16 protein-coding genes are annotated in these 22,871 nt (G+C 65.2%); 4 read left to right on the top strand and 12 right to left on the bottom strand.

Annotated elements, in window-relative coordinates; all coding sequences use genetic code 11:
* Positions 1-77: 77 nt before the first annotated feature.
* From O2K97_RS13705 to O2K97_RS13695, 3 genes are all read right to left on the bottom strand, one after another.
* Positions 78-2,879, bottom strand: a complete 2,802-nt coding sequence (locus O2K97_RS13705; protein ID WP_269219681.1) for a TonB-dependent receptor — start codon at positions 2,877-2,879, stop codon at positions 78-80.
* 204 nt (positions 2,880-3,083) lie between these two features.
* Positions 3,084-4,511 carry a glycoside hydrolase family 30 protein gene (locus tag O2K97_RS13700; protein ID WP_269219680.1) on the bottom strand — a complete coding sequence of 476 codons (1,428 nt, stop codon included), beginning with the start codon at positions 4,509-4,511 and terminating at the stop codon, positions 3,084-3,086.
* A 108-nt stretch (positions 4,512-4,619) separates the two neighbouring features.
* Entirely contained in the window at positions 4,620-5,681 is a 1,062-nt protein-coding gene (locus O2K97_RS13695) for a LacI family DNA-binding transcriptional regulator (protein ID WP_269219679.1), read from the bottom strand.
* A 28-nt stretch (positions 5,682-5,709) separates the two neighbouring features.
* On the opposite strand from O2K97_RS13695, the gene O2K97_RS13690 reads away from it, so the two are divergent.
* The gene (locus tag O2K97_RS13690; protein ID WP_269219678.1) at positions 5,710-7,014 is read left to right on the top strand and encodes an MFS transporter; all 1,305 of its coding nucleotides are present in this window, start codon (positions 5,710-5,712) and stop codon (positions 7,012-7,014) included.
* A gap of 408 nt (positions 7,015-7,422) precedes the next feature.
* On the opposite strand, the gene O2K97_RS13685 is transcribed toward O2K97_RS13690, so the two are convergent.
* The 6 genes from O2K97_RS13685 to O2K97_RS13655 form a co-directional block, all read right to left on the bottom strand.
* Positions 7,423-8,256, bottom strand: coding sequence for a hypothetical protein (locus O2K97_RS13685; protein WP_331276131.1), 834 nt, complete (start codon positions 8,254-8,256; stop codon positions 7,423-7,425).
* A 21-nt stretch (positions 8,257-8,277) separates the two neighbouring features.
* A complete protein-coding gene (locus tag O2K97_RS13680; protein WP_269219677.1) occupies positions 8,278-9,969 on the bottom strand; it encodes a TonB-dependent receptor in 1,692 nt (563 codons plus the stop codon).
* Positions 9,956-10,561 (bottom strand): hypothetical protein, encoded by a 606-nt coding sequence (locus O2K97_RS13675; RefSeq protein WP_331276151.1) that lies wholly within the window; start codon positions 10,559-10,561, stop codon positions 9,956-9,958. The genes O2K97_RS13680 and O2K97_RS13675 overlap by 14 nt, the downstream gene beginning before the upstream one ends.
* A gap of 681 nt (positions 10,562-11,242) precedes the next feature.
* Positions 11,243-13,738, bottom strand: coding sequence for a TonB-dependent receptor domain-containing protein (locus O2K97_RS13665; protein ID WP_269219674.1), 2,496 nt, complete (start codon positions 13,736-13,738; stop codon positions 11,243-11,245).
* Positions 13,704-14,654 (bottom strand): FecR family protein, encoded by a 951-nt coding sequence (locus tag O2K97_RS13660; protein WP_269219673.1) that lies wholly within the window; start codon positions 14,652-14,654, stop codon positions 13,704-13,706. The genes O2K97_RS13665 and O2K97_RS13660 overlap by 35 nt, the downstream gene beginning before the upstream one ends.
* Positions 14,655-14,763: 109 nt before the next feature.
* Entirely contained in the window at positions 14,764-15,291 is a 528-nt protein-coding gene (locus O2K97_RS13655; RefSeq protein WP_269219672.1) for an RNA polymerase sigma factor, read from the bottom strand.
* A 198-nt stretch (positions 15,292-15,489) separates the two neighbouring features.
* Here O2K97_RS13655 and O2K97_RS13650 point away from each other — a divergent pair, with 198 nt between their 5' ends.
* Together O2K97_RS13650 and O2K97_RS13645 are read left to right on the top strand one after the other, a co-directional pair.
* The gene (locus tag O2K97_RS13650; protein ID WP_269219671.1) at positions 15,490-16,455 is read left to right on the top strand and encodes a hypothetical protein; all 966 of its coding nucleotides are present in this window, start codon (positions 15,490-15,492) and stop codon (positions 16,453-16,455) included.
* A 3-nt stretch (positions 16,456-16,458) separates the two neighbouring features.
* On the top strand, positions 16,459-17,607 hold the full coding sequence (locus O2K97_RS13645) for a glycosyltransferase family 4 protein (RefSeq protein WP_269219670.1): 1,149 nt from the start codon (positions 16,459-16,461) through the stop codon (positions 17,605-17,607).
* Between the two features lie 9 nt (positions 17,608-17,616).
* Here the strand turns inward: O2K97_RS13645 and O2K97_RS13640 are convergent, their stop codons facing one another.
* Together O2K97_RS13640 and O2K97_RS13635 are read right to left on the bottom strand one after the other, a co-directional pair.
* Positions 17,617-18,207: a methyltransferase domain-containing protein gene (locus tag O2K97_RS13640; protein WP_269219669.1), complete on the bottom strand. Its 591-nt coding sequence runs from the start codon at positions 18,205-18,207 to the stop codon at positions 17,617-17,619.
* Positions 18,208-18,310: 103 nt separating this feature from the next.
* Complete coding sequence (locus O2K97_RS13635; protein ID WP_269221143.1) at positions 18,311-19,720, bottom strand: SLC13 family permease; 1,410 nt, start codon at positions 19,718-19,720, stop codon at positions 18,311-18,313.
* Between the two features lie 221 nt (positions 19,721-19,941).
* Between O2K97_RS13635 and O2K97_RS13630 the strand changes: the two genes are divergently transcribed.
* Entirely contained in the window at positions 19,942-20,625 is a 684-nt protein-coding gene (locus tag O2K97_RS13630; protein WP_269219668.1) for a hypothetical protein, read from the top strand.
* Between the two features lie 22 nt (positions 20,626-20,647).
* Here O2K97_RS13630 and O2K97_RS13625 read toward each other — a convergent pair whose 3' ends face one another.
* The gene (locus O2K97_RS13625) at positions 20,648-22,840 is read right to left on the bottom strand and encodes a GumC family protein (RefSeq protein WP_269219667.1); all 2,193 of its coding nucleotides are present in this window, start codon (positions 22,838-22,840) and stop codon (positions 20,648-20,650) included.
* Positions 22,841-22,871 lie beyond the last annotated feature (31 nt).

Raw genomic sequence — 22,871 nt, 5'->3', positions numbered from 1 at the left:
TGGCGAACAAGGACAAGGGAAGATGGATCGGCAGAACCGATCCATCCCGTACGTTGGTCAGGCCAAGGCCCGGAGCATCAGAAGCGGTAGTTGACGCCGAACAGGAACTGGCGGCCGTACTCTTCGTAGGTCTCCGGCAGGACGGCGCCGTCGGCCGTGGTCGTGCCGCCCGCATCCAGCCCCAGCCGCGTGCGGTAGGGGGAGTTGGTCAGATTGTTGACCTGGAACAGCACTCCCAGACCTTCGAGCGGACCCTGTTCGAAGGTGTAGCCGATCTGGGCGTCGATCTGCTCATCGTCCTGGATTTCGGTGAAGCCGCGGTTGGTGAACAACTGGACTACCTCGCCCTTGAACGCTTCACGGAAGCGCTTGGAGATGCGGGCCTGGAAGCCGTTGCGCTCATAATAGGCGGTGGCGTTGTAGACCATCCCAGACAGGCCGGGGATCCGCGTGGGGGCTTGCGGATTGCCTCCCGCATTCAGATCGGATTCGGTGAAGGAAACCGAGCCGACGAAGCCGAAACCGGACAGCGGTTCCCATACCCTGCCGAAGCCGACGGCGCCGGACAGTTCGATGCCCTGGACCGATCCGCCCGTGCCGTTGGCGGGCAGGGTGATCTGGCCGATGGGGCTGATCGTCGTGCCGGCCGGGATCGAACTGGCCGACAAGGGCAGGGGAATCCCGGTGAAGTCGAACTCCTGCGTCTGGGAGTAGATGTAGGTTTCGAGATCCTTATAGAAGGCTGCGACCGACAGGTAGGTCGTCGAATCCACATACCATTCATAGGCCAGGTCGTAGGCGGTCGCGCGCCAGGGTTCCAGATTTGGGTTGCCGCCCGAGGCCGACCACGGATTGACCGTCGTGCCGGGACCACAGACCTGGCCGGTGCAGACCAGGGCGTTGAAGCCAGGCGTCACATTGGCGCGCAGGTCGTCCATACGGGGCCGCGCCATCGTTTTGGATGCGGCGAAGCGGAGACGGTGGCCATCGCCCAGATCGTAGATCAGGTTCAAGCTGGGCAGGACGTCGATGTAGTCGTCGCCTCTCGTGACCGAGATCGGAACGATGGGCGTTCCGGGGTTCAAGCCGTTGATGATGACGCCGGTCGATTCCTGGGACTGATCGACAACCTGAAGACCGAAGTTGCCTCGGAAGTTGTTCCACTCGAAATCGGCCTTGGCGTAATAGGTGACGACCTCTTCTTCGATATCCCAGTTCTTGTCGAAGAAGTTGGCGTCCAGGATCGGGGCGCGATCCCAGTAAACGTCCAGCGCCCGCGAGAGGTCATAGCTGAGCACATTGCCGAAGCCGGCGAAGTCTAGAGAGGTCGGCGAAACCAGATACTCGCTGGCGACTAGCACCTGCTGACGGCCGTTCTTCAGGAACAGGTCGAAGTCGTCGACGCGCTTGGTCTTCTGGCGATTGGCCAGGTTGACGCCGACGGTCACGGTGTTGATCACGCCGTCGAAATCGCGCTGACCCTTCAGATCAATCGAATAGACCGACTCCTCGACATCAGGGAAGCGGATCGAGCCGTCGTGGCCCCAACCGCCCCACGGCGCCCGGTCGCCCAGCGAAACCTGCGAGGCGTCAGCATAATCGAGGCCCTCAGTGTAGGTCGGATACTTGTCATCGTTCAGATCGAAGCGGATGTCGTCCAGGGTGCGGCCGACGTTCGGGGTCGCTCCGGTGACGCCGCCTGTTCCGCGGCCATAACCCGCGTAGGTCTCAGCGACGACTTCGCGTCTCTTGTTGCTGGAATAGGCGAGATCGGCTGACACGCGCATCCGATCGCTGATGTCGTATTCGGTGTTCAGGCCGACGGAGAAGAGCTCGTCCTGACGAGTGTTGAAGTCGTTGCGGATGATCGGGACAACGTTTTCGACCGTAGCGCTGTCTGCGAAGAGCGTGCCGCCACGATCGACCGCGACGACATTGGAATAGGCGGCGTCGTCGGCGTAGTAGTTGGAAAACCACTGTGCGCCGCGCATCGTCTCTTCTTGGTCAAACTTGGAATAGTAGACGTCCAGCACCGAATGCAGGCGGTTGTTGGGGCGCCATTCCAGTATGCCGATCACCGCATCTCGTGTGTTCAGGCGCGAGGTGGCGAAGATTTCCTGGCCATTGATCATGAAGGCGCCGTCGGCGGAGTCGGGCGACGTGCGGTCGCCCGGGAAGCTCTCGTAGCCATAGGCCTTGAAGTGTCGGTTCTGGGACGGCGAATCCAGGTGCGCGTAGCCCAAGGCTACGCCCAGCGTGTCATCCATGAACTGATCGATATAGCTGATGGAGAAACGGCCGCCGTAGCTGCGGACATCGTCGTTCAGTCCGCCGTTCTCCAGCGCCTCGCCGCGCAGGTTCATGGCGATGGCGCGGTCGCCGAACTCCAGCGGGCGCACGGTGCGCAGATCGGCGGTGCCCGACAAGCCCATGCCGGAAACCTCGGCGTCGGGGGTCTTGTAGATGACCACCCCGGACAGAAGCTCGGAAGGATACTGGTCGAACTCGACGGCGCGGTTGTCGCCGGAACTGGCCTGCTGGCGACCGTTCAGAAGGGTGGTGGTGAAGTCTGGAGCCAAGCCCCGGATCGAGATGACTTGGGCGCGGCCGTTGACCCGCTGGGCGGCTAGGCCAGGCAGGCGGGCGATGGATTCGGCGATGGAGACGTCCGGCAGCTTGCCGATGTCTTCGGCGGAAACCGCCTCGACAATGGAGGTCTGGTTGCGCTTGATCGAAATGGCGTCCGCCAGGCCGCGGCGGAGGCCGGTGACCACAACCTCGTCGACCTCGGTGGGGCCGTCGTTCTGGGTCTGCGGTGTTTGCGTCTGGGCCAGGGCGACGCCGGGCAGGACGATCGCTAGGGTGGCGACCGACGCCATCAGCCGAAGGCGGCTTTTCCTGCGGACAAGTCGAATTGGTGCGTGATCGTTGCGCATGAAGTCCCCTCGCGTTTTCCCCTGGTGCAGACTCTCAGGCCCGCATCCTTATCCACGCGCCGCCAAACTGGATAGTCAAAATTGGAAGCGCTTCCAAAAAAACTAGTCCAAAACTCTCGTTGTCGCAATCCCTGAACTTGGGCTTGGCTATTTCGGGGGAGGCGACCAGACGTACGTGGCGGCCGTGAAGGCGGGCAGTTCGGCGGGGGCTTGTCGATCTCCGTCGACGATGTTGAAGACGACGGGCTCTCCGCCGTCGTTCAGAAGAATCAAAACGCGCTGCCCGTCGGGGTTGACGAAGGCCACGCCGTGAAGACCCTTGGGTTCCACCGAGGCGATCCGCACGGCGCCGGGCATTACGAAGCGACTGGCGTGACCGAACGCGTAGTATTCCTGGTTTCGCTCGATCTCCCCCGTCTGCGTGTTGATGGTCACGACCCCTCGACAGTCGCCGCATCCGCCCGAATGGGGGCCGTGGGTTTCATCAAGCGCCAGGTTCCACATCAGGACGCCGCGCGCCCATTGCTCGGTCGAGCCGATGATCAGATTCTTCATCATCCAGCGGAAGCTTTCCGAGAAGTCGGCTGACCATTCACCACCCGAGCATTCGGTGAAGAAAACATCCTTGTCCGGATGGGCCGCTCGAACCAGCCCCTGAGTCGAAACATCGCCCGCGTAGCAATGCCAGGCGACGCCGCTGATGTAGGGTGCTGCAACGGTGTCGGCCAAGACGCCCAAGGGCTGTTCGGGCTTGTCCCAGTTGTGATCCCAGTCGAGAATTTCTGCGTCCAGTTTCGCGTCAGCCAGCGCCGGGCCGAGATGACCGCCGATGAAGGCCGCGCGCCCTTCAGGTCCCCAGCGCATGCCGGGATAGCTGTCAGGTTCGAAATCGGGCTCGTTCTGAATACTCAGATAGTCGGTCGGCACGCCGTGCTCCGCCGCAGAGCGGATGTAGCGCAGCCAGTATTCGGCATAGGTCGAATAAAACTCCGGCTTCAGCTGGCCCTGGATCAGAGAACCGCTCGTCTTCATCCAGGCAGGTGCGCTCCAGGGCGAGGCCATGACCTTGAGATCGGGGTTTAGGGCCAAGGCCCGTCTAACCGTGGGAAAAACAAACTCCTGCATACGCGCGGAGGAGAAGTTCGCGAGGGTGGGATCGGGCTTGTCCGCAAGGCTATAGTGATCCAGCGAAAAGTCGGAGGCACCGACGGTGACTCGCGTAAGGCTGAAGCCGAGGCCGCCCGCGCGCCGACCGAACAATTCCTGCAGCAAGGCATCGCGCGCCGAGGGCGTAAGACGGGTCTGGATCAGCCAAGCGGATGCATCGGTGATCGAGGCGCCGAAGCCGACCATCGTCTGATAGCGCTGGCTCGGATCAACGGTGACGGTCGGTCGGTATGGCCTCGATGACCCGTTAGAAAAGGTGAGGCCTGGCTGCTCGCTCAGCACTCGGGTGCGATCGCCCGATGTCATCCATACCTGGGCAGCGGTATTCGGAGCGGTGGAGCAGGCTGCCAGCAGAAGGGCGCCGACCGCGCTTGCGATCGCAACACGACCGAGTGACCAGACATTCATCGCGACACCTCCCATGCCCCAAGTCAGAGTCGACGCCGCCGTTGATCGAGGTTGCCGATGAGTTCTTGTTGGGAGCGCTTCCAAAAAGCGGCAATCCGGCTGTGGCTGTCAAGCCTTCTCGAGGTCGAGCGCGGACGATAGCTGACCTGCCGATCCTCTAGCGACCACAGCATGCGGCAGTGTCAGAAAGCCCCAGTCATCGCCGCCGGCGACCAATCGTCTCACCAAGGTCGCCACGGCCTGACGCGCCATCTCCTTCAGCGGCTGGTGAACGGTGCTGAGCGGAGGCCAGACAATCTGGGAGACCGGGGTGTCGTCGAAGCCGGTGATCGAAAGCTGGCTGGGCACGTCCAGGCCGCGCCCGTGCGCGACCGACAGCGCGCCCGCCGCCATGTCGTCATTGGCGCAGATCAGGGCCGTAGGCGGTTCAGGCTGATCCAGAAGTTGCGTCGTCAGCAGGCCTCCAGAACGAAAGGTGAAGTCGCCACGGACGACCTGGACCGTCTGAGACCCTAAGCCCGCTTCCTGCAGAGCCCTTTTCAATCCGTCAAAGCGTCGCTCGGCCGAAAGGTGTCCGGCGATGCCGTTGATGAAGGCGAACCGGCGGTGCCCGAGCTCCAAAAGATGGCGCGCAATGTCATGCCCGCCCGCCTCGTCGTCGATGCCAACCCCGTCTGCAACGGCGAGACCCGGCCCGCCTGGCGAGATGGTCACCACTTGGCATGCGCGCTTGCGAATGTCCTGAATCAGTTCCGCATCGTCGGCGAAGGGCGGGGTCAGGATCAGGCCCTGACAGCCTTGCGTCGCGACGAGGTCAAGAACCTGACGCCGCCGATCCGGACTGTGCTGGGGCACATGGCGGGTGACAAGTTGATAGCCGAGCGAGAGACACTCGCGAAGCGCGCCTAGTTCCAGCGCCGAGGCGTAGAAGGAGTTGGGTTCGGCCTCCAGATCGGATGCAAGGATCAGAGCAAGGATGCCGCCGCCGCCGCCCGCTAACGACCGCGCCTGGGGGTTCACCCGGTAATTCAGAGCCTCGACAGACGCCAGAACCCGTTTACGCACCTCATCGCGCACATTGGGGCCACCGTTCAGAACCCGCGACACGGTGGTGCGCCCGACGTTCGAATGCCGGGCGACGTCGTCGATCGTGGGCTTCTTAATGGTCAAGTTTCGACTTCCTCTGCGTCGATGGACGATGGGCTTGCCGAGGTGTGATTTGCAAGACCTCGACGCCGCGTGTGTTGGCCCGTCATATGCGCAGATGACGCTTCAGGCTGAACCGCTGATCGGGCAAGGCCCCCCGCCGCGCTCACGGTGGTTCCTCGTCGGTTACGGCGCCGCTCAGGCCGGCGCTTTCATCGCCTTCATCCCTTTGCTGACGCTGTTGCTGCCAATGCAGGCGGAGGTGATCGCGGGTGCGGACAAGGCGCTGCTGCTCAGTCAGGTCGCCATGATCGGGGGGGTGGCTGCGGCCTTCGCCAATATTGCGTTCGGCGCCTTGAGCGACAGAGGGAGCGGTCGGTTCGGTCGTCGCCGTCCCTGGATCATGGCTGGCCTGGCGGCCTCAGCTGCAGCCTTGGGCCTGATCGGGGCCGCGACGACGGCGACAGCGCTGATCCTGGCGGTGGTCGCATTTCAGTTCGCCATCAATGCGCTTTACGCCCCGCTTACGGCCGTGGTGCCCGACATGGTGCTCAACCGCCAAAAGGGCGCGGTGGTCGCCCTCGCCAGCCTGGCCTTGCCGATCGCCAATGTCTTCACCGCCGTGGTCGTCGTCGCTCTTGCGGCATCGCTTCGGGCGCAGATTTTGGCGGTCATCGCGGCAGCTTCCGTCCTGATCGTGCCGTTCGCCCTACAGCTGCAGGAGCCGGCCGTGAGCGTCGCCAGGGATACGAGATGGCGTCTGTCCTTGGCCGCCTTCCGGGACATGAAGTTCGCCTTGGCCTTCCTCTCTCGGTTGTTGACCGAAAGCGGTGTGGCCATCAACACTCTGTTTTTGCTGTTCCTGATTCAAGGACAAACTGCAGGCCCCCGGCCATGGGCGTGGTCGGACCTTGAGTTGTTTTCAGCCCTTTTGCTGGTGTCGACCATCACCTCGACGTTGGGGGGATTGTCGGCCGGTCTGTTGTCCGACCGGGCAGGGCGACGGGCGCCTTTCGTCATCACGGGCGGCGTCGGCATGGCGATTGCGCTGGTCTTGCTGGCCTGTAGTTCAGACTGGTCTAGCCTGTTGATTGCTCAGACCGTGTTCGGTCTGGCGCACGGTGTTCACGCCGGGTCCGTTTCCGCGATGAACGCCGAGATATTGCCAGATCCGGCCCATGCCGGACGGGATCTGGGGCTTATGAATCTCGCGATCGCCCTACCTCAAGGCCTGGCGCCGGCGCTGGCGGCAACCGTGTTGGCCGCTGGTCTGCCGCTCGCTAGAGTCTTCGGTTTGGCGGGGGTGGGGGTTCTCGTTGCAGCGGCTTTCTTGATCCCTTTGGCGCGCAAGGTTTGAAGTCGGCCATGTTCTGAGGCAGCGATGTGTCTTGAAGCCGCGATGCCTTCGGCGGCCGCCTCCCAGCAACGAAGGCCCGATGCAGGACTTTATCTCGAATACGCCAAGCATCTGAGCTATCATCCAATGCTTGCTTGAAGGGAGGGCCGTTGAGAGTCACTCCCTGTCCGGGCTGCAGGGTCGGCGTCACATCAGGCGTTTCGGAAACCGACCTTACCTCTAGCACGACGTGCGTCGCGGCCGATGCAGGCTAGGTCTTCGGTATGCGATGACGTGGTGGGTGACTGATGTGACGCCGTCGGCCCCTTGGCGATCTGCGAGCAGACTGAGCCGTCATATTGGCGGGACGCCACGGAACGACGTCTCAAACGCTGTCAGCCTTACCGGGCCAATTCAGACGCTGGAGACCTACTGATCAAGCGGTGTCGGAACCTTCATCGCCACGATCTCACGGGTGCGTCGGGTGATGCCGTACAACATCCCAGGTTCGCTTTCGTCCCAGTCGATGGCCTGACCTTCAGCCTCGATCCCTAGCGTCTCGACGTGATCCAGAACGCCACCACCCATCGGAAGGGCCACGACGTATAGCTCTGGCAGGTCGTGCCCGGTCAGATACAACCGCCCATCCGGCCCCCAACCGCCGCCGGAGATGCTCATCGGCGCGATCCGCTCCAGGATCGAAGGCGGCAGGGGCCAGGCCTCCAGCCGGTGCCACTGGTCGTCGAAACGCACCAAGGTGGTGTGGCGGTGATCGCGCTGCGCCTCGCCGCCGCGACCGTCATAATTGGCGAACAGGGCCCACCATGATCCGTCGTGACGATCGACCCAGGTGATCGAGCCGGTTCCCATGCCCAGCGCGACGCTGCGCTTGTGATGCAGATCGACCGGATCGAACACCTCGACCGTGCTGAGCTGGGGCGTGGCGGGAAAGTTGGAACTGGCGCAAACCAGGTCGGCGTCGATCAGACTGCACGAGTTGATGTGCGGGAACCGCGCGCGGTCGCCGGTCCATTCCGCCTGTTTCTCGCCGCTGGCCTTATCATAGCGGACGATGGACCAGTTGGAGACGGCATAGACGGCGTTCGGTCCCACAGCCACGCCTTGGCGCGCATCTGATGCATAGCGTCGGACTGTCTCGGCCCGCCCCGCCAGAACGATCGGGGGAGGTGCGGCGTGTGCCGCAGCCGCCGGCACCGCCTGAACGGCCGACAGAACCAGGGCGGACAGGATCGAGACGGACATGGGGGACCTTTCAGATCCGGATCAGAAGCTAGCCGACAGACCGACCCAATAGGTTCGGCCGTAGTTCGCCGATTCCTGCAGATAGGTCCGGCCCGGACCCGTCACTTCGCGACGGCCCGAGTTCGACAGGTTCTGACCCTCGGCGAAGACGGTGATCCCGTTGTCGAACCGCCAGCTGATCGAGGCGTCATAGGAGTGACGGCCCTTCCAGTATTGGTCGGCGTTAGGGATGGTGTCGTTGATCGTCTCCAGGAAGCCGCCGATATAATTGTGCGACACCCGCGCCTCGATCGGCCCGCGCTGATACCAGATCGACTCGTTCGTCGTGGTCGAAGGCTGCTGGAACAGGCCCGTGTGACGCTTGCCCGCCGTGGTCAGGAAGGTGAACTCGGTGTCCAGGAAGGTGCCGTTGGCGCTGACGCCGAACCCGTCAAACGGGGCCGGCAACATTGTCAGGGCCTGCTGGAAGGCGACCTCGACGCCGCGGATTTTGGCCGTCTCGGCGTTCGTCGGGGTCGAGACGATCACTGCCTCCACACCTCGGCCCACGTCCAGGTTCTGGACCGAGCTGAGTGTGAAGATTTCGTTGTCGATGCTCTTGCTGAACAGGGCGACCGACATCAGGCCGTCGGTCGGATAGTATTCGAACGACAGGTCGAACCCTTCGCTTTCGCGCGCCTTCAGGCCAGGGTTGCCGCGGGACAGCGTCGCTTGCGATCCGTCGAAGCTAACGTTCTCGCTGGCGGCCAGAGAGCCGAAGTCCGGCCGGCCGATGGTGTTAGTCCAGGCCGCACGCACCACCACGTCGTCACGCACGTCCCAACGCAGGTGCAGGCTGGGCAGCCAGTTGTCATAGTCGCCGCTATTCGACACCGGCGTCAGCACCCCGCTCGTCGCGCGCGCGGCGTCCGAACTGACCTCGGTCTGTTCGTAACGCAGCCCGCCCAACACGGTCAGATCGCCCCACCGATAGCTGGCGTGGGCGTAGCCGGCGGAGACGTCCTCGGTGACGTCGTAATTGCCCGTCGGCAGTGCCGTCGTCGCAACGAAGTTGGCGGCATTGGCGGCGTAGAAGTCTTCCGCCGTCGCCACGTCGATGCGTGGCGTCAGACGATACTGTCCCTCGATCAGCTTGTCCGGCCCCGGGCGGTCCACTTGGTCCAGCGTGTAGATGAAGCCGATCCTGGCGGTATAGTCGGTGCGGCTGGAGGTATAGCTGCGATCACTGGAGCGCAGCACGGCGCCGAACTTCGCCTTCAGGTTTCGTGTGTCGCCGCCCTCGTCGAAGGCGATGTTGAAGCGGGCCTGCGTCGTCTTCTCGTCCGTTTCGACCAGCGACACGCGTCGCTGCTGTAGATTGAAGAGGGCCGGATTACGGAAGGCCGTCGGATTGGTCCGCGTGAAAACCGGGAAGAAGTCCGAGGTATCATAGCTGAAGCCGAAGTTGGCGTTCGACGCCGTGCGAAACTCCATCGAGGTGTTCGGCGTCTCCAGCCCGGCCTGAGAATAGACCAGATCGCCGTCCAGCCGCCATTGCGGCGTGGCGTCCCAACGGAAGGCGGTGCGGCCCAGGCCGATCTCGCGGCGCGTGATCGGCTGGTTCAGACCGACGATGTTGCGACCCGTTGCGAAGGTTCCGGAGGTGCGGGTCTGGTTGGTCACGTTGCCGGTCGGCTCGGTGCGGAACTCGGTGCGCTCCTCATCGTCCTCCATGCGGGCGTAGAGCGCCGAGGGCTTCCCAGCGGAAGTCCACGGTCGGCCGCCACTCCAGCTTGCCGTTCACGCCCGAGCGCTGCTTGGTGTTGTTGTACCAGAACAGGCGCAACTGGGTCGGCACCTGGATGCCGTTGCCAGTCGCCGAACCCGAGTTCACGGGCGCGCCCGCTGTCGTATACTCGCGGATCGAGGGGGCGGCGGCCTCGGCCTGCGGGATGTCGTAGTCGAGCTGTTCGTGCGAGGCGCCGATCACCACGCCCCATTCATCGGCCGCGCCGAAACGGCGACCGGCGGCGAAGGACAGGCGATAGGAGGGATCGTCGTTGCGCACGTCTCCGTGCTGTTCGTAGACCCCATACGACGCCATGCCGTTGAAGAAGGGTTTGGAGGCGTCGAAGGCGCTGCGGGTGGCGATGTTGATGACGCCGCCGATGGCGTTGCCGTCATTCTCGGGCGTCACCGTCTTGATGACCTCCACCCGGCCGGCCATGACCGAGGGCACGATATCCATCGGCACGGTGCGCGCGCTCTCGTCCACCGAACCGACGAAGGCGCCGTCGATGGTCGTGCGGTTATAGGTCGAGGCCAGGCCCCGCAGGATCGGCCGCGCGGCTCGCCCTGGTCTTCCATGACCGACACGCCGGGAATACGACGCAGGGCTGCGGCGGTGTTGTGGTCGGGCAGTTTGCCGATGTCGTCCGCCGACACCGCGTCCATGACCTCAAACTCTGCGCGTTTGACGGCGATGGCCGCGCGCTGGGCCTCGCGCTGGCCGGTCACGACGATTTCGTCCACCTCTGCGGCCTGTGCGGCTTCCTGGGCCCGCGCCGAGACGGCGAAGGCGGCTGTAGCCAGTGCAGTGGTGGCGAGTAGCAGCGGCCCATAGGCCCGACGTGTGATCTTGATGGTCATGGCATCCCCCGATGTCGATCCGACGTCCGCGCACTAGGGCGGGCCGATGACGTGCGGGGCACCGTTGGGAGTCGCTTAGGAGAAGTCTTGATGACGCGGATGTGGTGTTTGGGTTCTCACGCGGAGCAATCAACTTGCGATAAGCGTGATGCCGACGATTAGTTTCCGAGCAGTTTCCTTTTGCGATAGCCTGAGAACTTGTGGGCGGCCAGGCCGCGTTCTTATTCCCGTCTTGGATGTTGCTGGAAGAAGTCCCGGATGATTGCGGTCCCATCCATGTCAAATGAAGCGGCTGCACCAACAGGGCCGTCGTTGGCGGAAGCCGCACCCCTATGAAATTGTGTTGCAAGCGCCGTGGCTAATGCGCCGTCCACGTCAGCGTCAGACCGATCGTTCGAGGTCGGAGAGGCGTTATGGCCTGGGCGTCCGGCAGGCGGAACGGGTCGCTATAGGCGAAGGTGTTGGCCTTGGTGTCGAACAGGTTGTCCACGAACAACCGTGCGGTCCAGGCCGAGGCCTCGACGCCCAGCGACAACCGCCCCGTCGCATAGTCGCCCATCCGATGCTTCTGGCGTCCGTCAAAGGTCAGGCGGGAGGCGCCGACGTAGGACAGGCCGCCGTCTGCGAGCAGGTGCAGCTTGTCGCCGAGCGGCTGACGCCATGTGAAGCCCAGGTTGGCGGACGTTCTGGGCACGCCGGGCAGTCCCGCGTTCCTTCGCGAATCGAACTGGACGTTTGGATCGGTGATGCGCGGATCGGCGATCAGGCCGTTGGCGAAAACCTCCAAAGCCTCGAACGGACGCCAGTTCGCCTCGACCTGCACGCCCTTGTCGGCGCCGTCGCCGACATTGACGACATAGGCCAGACCGCTGGGCAGAAACTGGTCGCTCTGCACATTGCGCCAGCGCGCGGCGTAAGCGGCGGCACGGACGCGGGCGCGTCCGTCCGGCGAGCGGTATTTCGCGCCGATCTCGACGTTCCACAGCGCATCGGGCTGATATTCGCGAGCGGGGGAATCGGCTGCCCCGCTAAAATCCTGACCAATAACGCCGGCCGTGTTGAAGCCGCCGGCGCGGTGTCCCTGGCTGATCTGCGCCGACAGGTTCAGCTGGTCGCTAGGCGTCCACGCCAGAGCGATCTTGGGGGTCAGGCCTGCGGACTCGCCGTGTCCGTCGAAAAACCGCGACCGCCGGCCTTGGATGACCGAGGACGTCGTATCGTACTCCAGCACATAGTAGCGCGCGCCGGCCGTTAGCGTCAGGTCATAGGGCAGGTCCAGCGATGCTTCGCCGTACACGGCGGCCTCGTCGAGACGGTCGCGTCTGTCTTCGGAATAGACCGGGCGCGGCGTCGGCGTCAGGGCGGACAGAATGGGGGCGGTGTGCGTGGTGCTGGACGACGCCAGAGCGCCGGCGAGCCAGCGCCAGCGACCGATGTCCGGTGAGGCGAAGTTGGCTTCACCGACAACAAGACGGATGTTTTTGCTCTCGTCGAGCGCGCCGATCCGCCAGCCGGAACCGAAACGTCGCAAGGCGCTGGAGGCGTCGTAACGGCTCTTGAAGCCATGTTCGACCATGGCTACCGACGCATTCATTCGGCCCCAGCCGCCCTGACCTTCCAGGGAGCCCGAGATCTGGTCGAAGCGGTTCTGATGCGGCTCGCGCACCAGGTTCGCGCGTCGAAAGGGACCGAGGCCCCGGTAAACGTAGTGGGTGTCTTCGGTGACGATCGACTGATGCACGACACCGGCGCGAGCGGTCCAGACTGGCGAGATTTTCAGCGCCGTCGACAGTCGACCGCCGCGTCGCATGCCGTCGTTGACCCGCCTGAGCTTCAGTTCGACGTCGTTGATGTAGCCGCTATAGGTTTCGCCATAGATCGCCGCGCGGATCGCGGCCCGATCACCGGCGACCGGGACGTTCGCGATCAGGGAATAGTCCGAGTTCCAACCGCCGCCCCCGGTGCGCGACCGGGTCGCGGCGAGGGACAAGGCTTCCTGCCCGAAGGCCGGGGCGCGTGTTACGATGCGCACGACGCCGCCGATCGGGCCGGTGCCGTACAGCGTGCCTTGGGGACCGCGCAGCACCTCCACCCGGTCTATGTCGATCAGCTTCAGATCCGGATCAGGCGCGGCATAGGTGATCGGCGTCAAATCAAGATAGAGGCCGACGGTGGATTGGGTCAGGCCGGTGAAGACCCCGTCCGAGACTCCGCGCAGCAGAATCTTGTTCCGGCCGGGGCCGAGATTGGTCACCGTCATGCCGGAGACGAGACTGTCCAGGCCCTGCATGCCTGTGACCCCCGCGCGGGTGATGCGTTCGGCGCCGACCGCCGTCATGGCCGATGACGAGGACTGGATCAGTTCGGGTCGGCGCGGCGCGGTCACGACGACTTCGCTGACCTGAGCCACGTCTTCGGGCAGCGCCACAGGAGCAGTGGGGCGTGGGGCGATTGGTCGAGCGGCAGCGGACGCCGTGCTTGGTCGCCTGCTGATGATCACAGCGCCGTCTGGGCGAATGTCGTGGCGACAGCCGCTGCCCGCCAGCAATCGCGTCAGGGCCGCGTCCAGCGACATTCGGCCGTTGATCGCGGGGCCGAAGCCTGAACACGCCGTGACGCTGCCTCCCAGAGACACGCGCGCCTGTAAAGCCAGATCCAGCAGCGCGCCGTCGATGGGTTGGCGTGGAATGTAGAAATCCAAGGCGCGCGCATCGGCATAGGCCGGCGTGCTCAGCGCGGTCGTCGCAAACAGCAGCAGGCTGGGAAGGAGGGCGGCGGCGTGTGGCTTGGAGAGGCCGGGAAGTCCGGGCCGCCAGGTCTCAACCGGCCTCACGCGCGGTGACGCGGACTTCACGCGCCGAGACATCCACGCGGACGGGAACGAAATCCTGCAACTGTCTCAACATCACGGCCTCGTCGCCAATATGCAGGGCGCCCGTGAACCTTAGCGCCTGGGCCGACCTCGATAGCACAACAGGTTTGTCGAGATAACGCGAAAGATCGTCTGTGACATCCGCGAGCGGACGATTGCGATAGACCAACACGCCTTGCCGCCAGGGCGACGCCTGATCTGGCGCGACGCGCGATAGCGCAGGGATTTGCATGCCGTGCTGTTCCAGCGCCTGGCCTGCGGTCAGCCGAACTTTCGGCGCGTTGACCGGTGAGACGGCGACCACGCCGCGTGCGACGGCGACTGCAAAGTCATCGCCGTCGTTCAGCACGTTGAAGGCGGTGCCGAGAACTTCGACCTGATGATCGCCTGCGGCGACGACGAAGGGACGAGACGGTTCGTGGACGATATCGAAAGCGGCCTCGCCCTGTGTCAGGGCCACCGACCGCCTGCCGCGTTCGAAACGGACGCCCAGCGACGAGTGGCGGTTCAGATAGACGTGCGATCCGTCCTCCAGCGCGACGGTGAGCGGCGCGTCGGTCGTCGCATAGGTTCGCCCGTCAGGCATGAGCCAGAACGACAGACCGACCGCCAGCGCGACGCTGGCGGCGACGCCAAGTCCAGCCGCGAGCCAGGACGTGCGGCCCTTCGTGCGGCGAACTCTAGCCTCGGCCAGGTTCACGACGGGCGCGATCAAGGGCTGCGGCGCGGCGTCCAAATCGACCCACAGGCTCTCGATGGCGTCATAGGCGGCGACATGCGCCGACGAGGCTTCGAGCCAGACCTGGAAATCGAACCAGGTGGATTCGGGCGCATCGTCGTCACGCAGGGTGACGAACCAATGCCGCGCCTCTTCCTCGATGTCGGTCTGTGCGCTCATCCGATCCCGGCCTGGCCGGCCGCCCAGCGACCTGCCTCCTGATGACAAGACGCCGCCGCCAAGCCGCCACCTTCAGACAGAGTCTCCAATAGGGCGAAAACTGCGTGCATCAGGGTTGAACCTTGCGAGCCAGGACGCGCAGGGCGTCCATCATGTGCTTCTCGACGGAACTGCGGGAAATGCCGAGTTGGGCTGCGACGTCGGCGTAGCTGACGCCCTCGAACTTGTGCAGGCGAAACACCGTCTGCGTCTTGGATGGCAGGGTTTCCAGGGCGGCGACAAGACAGGCCAGCCTTTCACGACCGGCGACGACCGCCTCAGCGGATGGAGCGCCTTCCAGATCCTCGCTTGCGCCGACCTCATGGTTGAGCCGCCTCCACTCGCTGTCGCGGTGGACTGCGCGCTGACCGGAACGCCAACGGTCCATCAACAGATTGGAGGTCAGGCGAAACAGAAAGGCGCGGGGATTGTCCGGCTGGATCGACGGATCAAGCGCGGCCACCTTGAGATAGATGTCCTGCAACACATCATCGATGTCGCTCGATGCACCGCCCAGCCGAGCGCGACAGAACCGGGCCAGATCCTCGCGCTGCTCGAGGTAGGCGGCGATCAGGGGATGCGCGGACGGCGCGGTCAAGCAGATGAAGTCCTCTCGTGCGCCAATCCCGGGCTCGCCTCCTCAATGCCGTGACGATTTTCGTGAGGCAAGGGTCGCCCGGAGCCGTCTTGACCATGAAGGCGCCGTGCAACGGCGACGAGCAGGATCAAGATGCGCAGGCTGGTTGGACACGACGACTCCACGGTTCCGGTCTTCTCGGCCAGCTAGGGCGTCGTCGTGTTCGATCTCTGGCGCTCGGGCTTCATCCGCCGTCCCTTAAGCAGCTTCATTGACCAAGCTCCCCGGGCCGAGGAGGTCGTGTGGCTGCCGGACTGCGGCCCGCATGCCTATGTCGCGGACCCGTTCGGGATCATGCGCGACGGCGTGCTGACCGTCTTCGTAGAGGCGTTCGACTATCATGTGCGTCGAGGCGAGATTCACTATCGCCAGTATGACGCCGACGACCGACTGGTGGGGCAGGGCGTGGCCCTGTCCGAGCCCTGGCACCTGTCCTATCCGACGCTGATCGAGGACGGCGGCGAACTCTACATGCTGCCGGAGGGCTACAAGAGCGGCGGCCTGATCCTCTATCGCTGCGTGCGTTTCCCGGATCGCTGGGAGGCGGTGGCCCGGATCGGCCAGACGGCTGCGATCGATGCGACGGTGGTCAAGCACGACGGCCGGTGGTGGATGTTCCATGCCTTGTCGGGACCGGACGACCGCGCGATGCGTGAGTTGCACATCGCCAGCGCGGATGCATTGACCGGTCCCTGGACGTCGCATGTCGGCAATCCTGTCATGCGCGGATTCGAGACGTCCCGACCGGGCGGTTCGGCCTTCGTCCACGGCGGCGCGCTTCATCTGCCGGTTCAGGACTGCGCCCAGACCTATGGCGCGGCCATTAATCTGTTGCGGATCGATACGCTGACCCCGGACGCGTTTTCGGCCGCAGTCGTGAAGCGGTTCGAGCCAGGCCATCTGCTGGACGGATACGGCGACGGCTTTCACACCCTGTCGGGTCACGGCGACGTCACCTTCATCGATGTGAAGGGCATCCGCCGGTCGGCGGCCGAGCCTTGGCTGAAGGCCGGCTTCAAGGCTCGGCGTCTGCTGGGCCTCAACGGTCCGCGCGGTCGCCGCGCCACCGGCGCCGCCGTCCATCCCAAGATTTTCGAGACAGCTTCCGTTCGGAAGGAAGGCTAGACCATGCGTATCGCCGTCGTTCTGCCCCGTGGGTGCAGCTTCTGTCCCGACAAGGGCAACTCGATGGAGACGGTGGTTCGCACCCTGGCGGCGCATAGCCGGCTGAGCCGTTCGGTCACGCTGATTTGCGACGACGGCGCTCCCCCGCAGCCTGACCTCAACATCCAGACCGTGCCGGCCGGCCTGGGACGCAAGGCGCGCAATGCGGCGGTGGCGTCCATTCTGCGCGCAGTGTCGCCAGACATCGTCGAATATCATCAGCAACTGAAGATGGCGTCAGAACTGGTGCGCCAAGTCCCGGCCGCCGTCCACGTCCTTTACCGCCACACGCGCATCAAGCCGGCCAAGAACGTCATCGAAGCCTTCCGCTATGGTCGTCGCCTGGCGCGCTTCGACCGGCTGGTTTTCGTCAGTCAGGCGGCGGGGCAGGAGTTTGCGGAAGACTATCCGCGTCTGGCGGACCGCGTCGCCTCGGTCTGCAACCCGATCGCGATCGAGGCCTGGCGCGCCTCGCCGGACACGCGCGAGAATCTGATCCTGTTCTCCGGCCGCGCCATGCGCGACAAGGGTCTGGACGTGTTCTGCGTCGCCTTGGCCGAGACGCTTGATCGTCATCCCGACTGGCGCGGCGCCCTGATGCTGGGCGACTGGGAGAAGCATAAGGACTGGGCCGCGCCGCTGATCGGCGCGCTGGATCGGTTCGGCGACCGTGTCGAAATCTACAAATCCGCGTCTCTGGACGAGGTCCGGGCCGTGACGCGTCGCGCGGCCATCGCGGTCACACCGTCTCGCGTTCGTGAGGCGATGGGGCTGACGGCGCTGGAGGCGCATGCGGCGGGGGCGGCCCTGATTTCGTCCGGACGCGGGGGGTTGCGAGAAGCGAGCGGCGAGCACGCCATCTACGTCGATGTGGAAAACGCGGAGCCGCTCACGGCGGCGCTGAACCACCTCGTCGAAAATCCGGCGGAACGGCTGGCTTTGGCGCGCGCGGGCCAGGCGTTCGTCGAACGTGTGCATGCCCCCTCCGCCCGCGCCGCCGAACTGGACGCCCTTCGCGAGACCTTGGCGGATCGGTCATCCTCGGGCCGGTCGCCGTCGAGCGCTCGCCAGCCTTTGCGCCAGATGCGGCATGGGACGCAGTCCGGCGCCTGAGCCGGCCGCTCAGGCCTTGCGGATGAAGCTGTCGTAGACGTGGGTCACGGCGTCGAACCGGACGCGTGACGGTCGGTCGCCCAGCGGCGCCGGATCGAAGTGCGCCTCGGTCAGGCCTGCCGCGACGGGGTCGCTGATCTTGTCTGTGTTCCAGCCGAGCAGCAGCCGTCCGCTGGGCCGAAGGATGGCGGCCAACGCCTTCAGCGCCCTTTGCTGCTGTTCGGAACTGTCGACGCCATAGCCCAGCACGCCGTTGCAGACGGCAGCGTCAAAGCTCAGATCGGAGAAAATCCCGTCCGCCTCACAGACGTCGCCGGTGCGATGCCGGCCGCATCGGCCCCAGCGCTCGGCGGCGGCGTCAATATCGGTTGTCCAGACTTCTCCTCCGTCGGCTTCCAGCGCGGCGTAATCATCCAGCGTATATTCGCGACACCCTACCCACAGTATGCGGCCGCCCTCTGCGGCCAAGGCGGGGACGTAGCTTTCGGCCATCACGCACCGATCGGGGAGGGCGCGAATGCGCGCCGCCTTGGCGGACCGTCGTTTGCAATCGGCGTCCTTGCCGAAGATCAGCGTCCTTAAGACCGTTCCCATACCCATGCGCTTCCCCTCGCCTTGCCCCGTAAGGTTGGTAGCGAGCAGCGGATCGACTGCCAACCATCGCAAGGGCGTTTTAAGCCTGTCGAAAAAGCGGGGCGGGTGTTCAGAACGGGAAGAAGATCGGGATGGCCACCATGGCGGCGACCCAGGTGATCAGGTTCAGAGGCAGGCCGACGCGCACGAAGTCCATGTAGCTGTAGCCGCCCATGTTGAAGACCAGCACATTGGTCTGATAGCCGAAGGGGGTGGCGAAGGCCGCCGAGGCCGCCATCATAACGCAGACCAGGAAGGGGCGGGGATCGACGCCCAGGCTTTCGGCCAAGGCCACGGCGATGGGCGTGATCAGGACCGCGACGGTCGCATTGGATAGCAGTTCGGTGGCGAACAGGGTCACGCCGTACAGCACGATCAACGCCCCGAGCGGGCCGAGCGGACGGATGAACCCGATCAGACGGTCGGCGCCGGCGGAGGCCAGACCGGTCACCTCGATCGCCGTGCCGACAACCACCATTCCCGCGATCAGCAGCAGGATTTCGGGCCTCAGTCCGGCGTAGGCTTCTTCGGGCGTAATGACCCGAAGCAGGATCAAGGCGACAGCGCCGGCGAAGGCGGAGGCGGCGATGGGCGCCCAGCCGAGCGCAGCCGAGATGATCACCAGAACGAAGATCCCCAAGGCGATCATCGCCGGGCGAAGACGGAACGGCCGGTCCGCCGCGCTGTACAGATCAATGTCGCCCAGATGCGCGTCGCCGGAGCCATCGGCCTGATTGCGGGATCCGCCAAGACGGGGAAGGCCGAACGGCAGGCGTCGCCGGCGTTTTGAAATTGCTTCGGCTTCGGCGCGTTGCCGCGCCTCCTCCATCTCCGCCAGTCGCGCGGCTTCCGCCTCATCCATGGCGACGGACCGGCCGAGTTGACGCGCACCGACGAAATACAGCCACAGGCCGCCGACGACGGCGATCGCCAGACCCACGGGGGTGATCTCAAACAGACCGAAGACGGGCTGTCCCGCGTTGCGCGCCATGTCATTGACCAAGAGGTTGGTCGAGGTGCCGATCAGGGTCAGCAGCCCGCCCATGACGGTGACATGGCTCAAAGGCATCAGAAAACGTTTGGGAGACAGCCGAAGCGACTGGGCCACGTCGCGGATCACCGGCGCAGCCAGCACCACGACCGGCGTATTGTTCAAGAAGCCGCCGACCGATCCAAAAAGGCCGATGACGATCCAGATGCCCCTGGCGCCGATCCTCGAGGCGAGCTGCGTGGCCTGGCGGATCAACCAGCCAAGCAGGCCCGACAGCTCGATGGCGTAGGCGATGACGAAAAGACCGGCGAGAGCGATGACTGCGGGGCTGGCGAAGGCGCCCTGGACCTCGACGGGCCGAACGACACCCAGCAACAGCAGCACCGCCGCACCGGTCAGGGCGACGACATCGGCTCGGACCTTGCCATGAATGAGGACGCCGACAACGCCGACAAGAACGGCGAGCGCCGCGATCTGATCGAAAGTCATGATGCCGTGCAGACCGTCCCCCGTCTCTCGCGTCAACCAATTTCGTAAGATCGGCTCCCTGTCAGCGGTTCACGTGCTAGGGTGGTTCCATGCTCGAACCGATTGCATCGCCTCGTTCATGGGTCGTCGCGCTTGCGGCGTCCCTCATTTTTCTAAGCGCCTGCCAGCGTGAGCCGACCGCAGCAAGCGCGCCTGTTGCGGAGCCGGCGCAGACGCCGGTCGTGACCGTGGCACCCGCGCCAATCCTGGACCGCGCAAGCCTGCTTCAGGCCATGGACATCGCCGCCTCTGCATTCGCCGCCGGGCAGGAGGTCGCAGGCGCGTCTCTGGCCGGCCGACGTTTCGTCGTGCGCCAGGCCTTCGGCTGTGGTGGTCCCGCCGTGAATGGACCGTCGCAAGCCGGTTTGGCGACAGTGACATGGAGCGAGGATCGAGAGAGCGCGAAACTGGCGCTGACGCCCGGCGACTGGTCGCAATCGGCGTTGATCGCGGGTGACGCTGAAACCTGGGAAGCGGCCGAGGGCTTCTGGTTGGCCCGCCCCTGGCTGCGCGTCGACACCTGTCCGGCGATCCAGGGGGGCGCCTCGCCTGAAGCCCCATCGGCGGCCCAGACCATGGGCTTGGCGGCTGTTTTCAAAGAAGGCGGGTCCAGGACTGTCCGGCGCAACGGCCGGGCCTATGAGGCGACGCTGCGCGCCGAAGGCGACCAGCCTTTGATGCCGTCCGCGAAAGGCTATCGCCTGGTGCTTGAGGGACGAATGACCGCGTTCGCGGACGGTCGCGCCATTCGCTGCCGCGCCGTGGACGCGGATCAAAGGCCGGTCTGCATCGGCGCCGTTCAACTCGACCGCGTCGCCTTCGAGGACGCCGAGGGCAAGACGTTGAGCGAATGGCGAGAAGGCTGAGGGCGCTGACTTTCCGTCCACATCAGGCGGCGTAGTATTTGCGATAGGCCCGATAGCCGTAGTCGTGATGGCCGTAGTGCTGCCCGGCCTGCGCCCGGACATCGACCTGACTGAGGGTGACGCCGGAAAGGCGAACGCCGGATTGGCTGAGGATGCGGATCGCGGCGGCGACGGCGCGTGGGGGGGTCTTTCGCCAGCGGGCGAGCAGGACGACGCTGTCGGCCTTGGCCGCCAGGATACGGGCGTCGGCGAGGACCAAGACAGGCGCGGTGTCGATGACGATCAGGTCGAAGGCCTGACGCAGTTCGTCGAGCAGGGCAGTCATCGGCGGGACGCCGAACAGGTCATCGGCCGACAGGCCTGATCCCGACAGGGGCAGAACCTGCGCGCCAGAGGCCGGGTCCAGCACCAGGACGTTTCGCCAGGCCGCTGCGCCATGCAGGACCTCGGCCAGGCCGTGATCTGGGTTCAGGCCCAGCATTCGCGTCACGCCGCGCCGACGCGGGTCGCCGTCGATCAAGAGAACGCGTCCGCCGGAGCGCGCGGCGACGCGGGCCAGACAGACGGCTGTGGTGGTCTTGCCTTCGCCGGGCAGGGCGGAGGTGACGGCGACGATGCGCGCGGACGGTTCGCCCACGACGCTGACGATGGGGGTGATCGAGGTGCGCAGCGCTCGGAAAGCCTCGGCAAAGACCGACAGCGGGCGTTGGACGACGAGATCGATCGGATGCAGCGTCTGATCCTCCGCCGTCGCCACCGATGAAGCCAGCGGAACGGCGCCGATGGCCCCGACGCCCAGCCTGCGTTCGATATCGTCGGGGCCGCTGAGGCCGGTCTGCATGGCGTTGGCGATGATGACGGCGCCGGTTCCCGCCGCCGCGCCGAGCATCAGGCCGAGTGCAAGGCTGATCATCAGGTTCGGTGCGCTTTGCTCGGTCGGAGGCGTGGCGCGCGACACGATGCGGGCGTCCGCCTGCTCGACCCCGGTCTGGGCGCTGGTCTCGCGATAGCGATCCAGGAAGGCGCGGTAGATGGCGCTGGCGGCCTCGGCCTCGCCTTCCAGTTCGCGCAGGCGCACCGAGGCGGCGTTGTTGTCGGCCAGCGCGCCGCGCGCGGCGTCCAGGCTGGACTGCACCGAGGCGGCGCGTTGGCGGGCGACCTGGGCTTGGGCGTCCAGGTTGGAGACGACACGGCGGATCTCGGCCTGGATCTGGGCGTCGATGTCGGACAGCTCCTGACGGGCGCGGATCAGGTCGGGGTGCAAAGGGCCGTAGCGGACAGAAAGGTCCGCGACGCGCGTGCTGATCGCGGCACGCTGGGCGCGCAGGTTCTGAACCACGGGGGATGTGAGGGCCTCGCCCACATCGTCGCCGTTGGAGCCGGCCGCCATCTGGGCGCGGGCGGTGCGCAGGCGGGCGTCCTGTTCGGCCTGCTGCGCGCGGGCCAAGGCGAGTTGCTGGTTGTAGGCCGAGATCTCCTGCTCCGTCAGGGTTGCGCCCTGGGCGCTGAGCAGGCCGTTTTCTATCCGGTAGGCTGAGACGGCCGCGTCGGCGGCCTCGACCTGGCGGCGCAGATCTTCCAGCCGAGCGCCCAGGAAGGTGTTGGCCTGGGCGTTAGCGTCGAACTTGGCGGTGAGTTGAGACTGGAGATAGGCGTCGGCGAAGGCGTTGGCGATGCGGGCCGCCTTGGTCGGACTTTCGGAGGTGAAGCCGACCGCCATCGAATAGGTCAGGCCGACGCGGCGCACGGTCAGGCGCCGCCGGACGGCGTCGATCACCTGCTGCCGCTCGATCTCAGCATCGGTCGGCGCAGGCGTGGCGCGCGGCAGGCGCCTGGCGAGTGGCGAGGATCGCAGGCGGGCGTTGAACTCGGGATCGCGGATCAGATCCAGCGTCTCCACGACCTGAGCGGCGAGCTGGGGTGACTTCAGAACCTCGACCTCGGTGTCGACGATGGCCGCCTCGGCGTCGAGCGCCGACAGCACGGCCTGACCCGCCACGACCTGTGCCTTGCGGGTATTGATCTGAAGATTGGCGATGGCGGTATAGACCGGCGGCTGGCCCAGCATCAGCGCCAGCACGATCAGGCAGACAGCGGCTGCGACGGCGCTGAACAGGCCGAGACGACGGCGGAAGGCGGCGATCAAAGCGTGGAGGTCGAAGGCGTCGTCCGCCGGCTGGCCGGGACCGCCGATCGCGGGGTCGTGGTGGGTCATCGCGCCATCGAACGGTGGTCGTCCCGTCCAG

Origin of the sequence: Brevundimonas vesicularis (assembly GCF_027105095.1) — a bacterium.
GTDB classification, from domain to species: Bacteria; Pseudomonadota; Alphaproteobacteria; order Caulobacterales; family Caulobacteraceae; genus Brevundimonas; species Brevundimonas vesicularis_E.
Note: the sequence above shows the minus strand (reverse complement) of the source record. Positions and strands in the feature narration are given on the sequence as shown.

Bases quoted from the DNA above. Each gene is read 5' to 3' on its own strand.
- O2K97_RS13705 (WP_269219681.1), bottom strand. From the start codon at position 2,879: ATGGCGTCGGTCGCCACCCTAGCGATCGTCCTGCCCGGCGTCGCCCTG.
- O2K97_RS13635 (WP_269221143.1), bottom strand. From the start codon at position 19,720: ATGACTTTCGATCAGATCGCGGCGCTCGCCGTTCTTGTCGGCGTTGTC.
- O2K97_RS13625 (WP_269219667.1), bottom strand. From the start codon at position 22,840: ATGACCCACCACGACCCCGCGATCGGCGGTCCCGGCCAGCCGGCGGAC.
- O2K97_RS13660 (WP_269219673.1), bottom strand. From the start codon at position 14,654: ATGAGCGCACAGACCGACATCGAGGAAGAGGCGCGGCATTGGTTCGTC.
- O2K97_RS13680 (WP_269219677.1), bottom strand. From the start codon at position 9,969: ATGGAGGACGATGAGGAGCGCACCGAGTTCCGCACCGAGCCGACCGGC.
- O2K97_RS13640 (WP_269219669.1), bottom strand. From the start codon at position 18,207: ATGGGTATGGGAACGGTCTTAAGGACGCTGATCTTCGGCAAGGACGCC.
- O2K97_RS13685 (WP_331276131.1), bottom strand. From the start codon at position 8,256: ATGTCCGTCTCGATCCTGTCCGCCCTGGTTCTGTCGGCCGTTCAGGCG.
- O2K97_RS13700 (WP_269219680.1), bottom strand. From the start codon at position 4,511: ATGAATGTCTGGTCACTCGGTCGTGTTGCGATCGCAAGCGCGGTCGGC.
- O2K97_RS13690 (WP_269219678.1), top strand. From the start codon at position 5,710: ATGGGCTTGCCGAGGTGTGATTTGCAAGACCTCGACGCCGCGTGTGTT.
- O2K97_RS13645 (WP_269219670.1), top strand. From the start codon at position 16,459: ATGCGTATCGCCGTCGTTCTGCCCCGTGGGTGCAGCTTCTGTCCCGAC.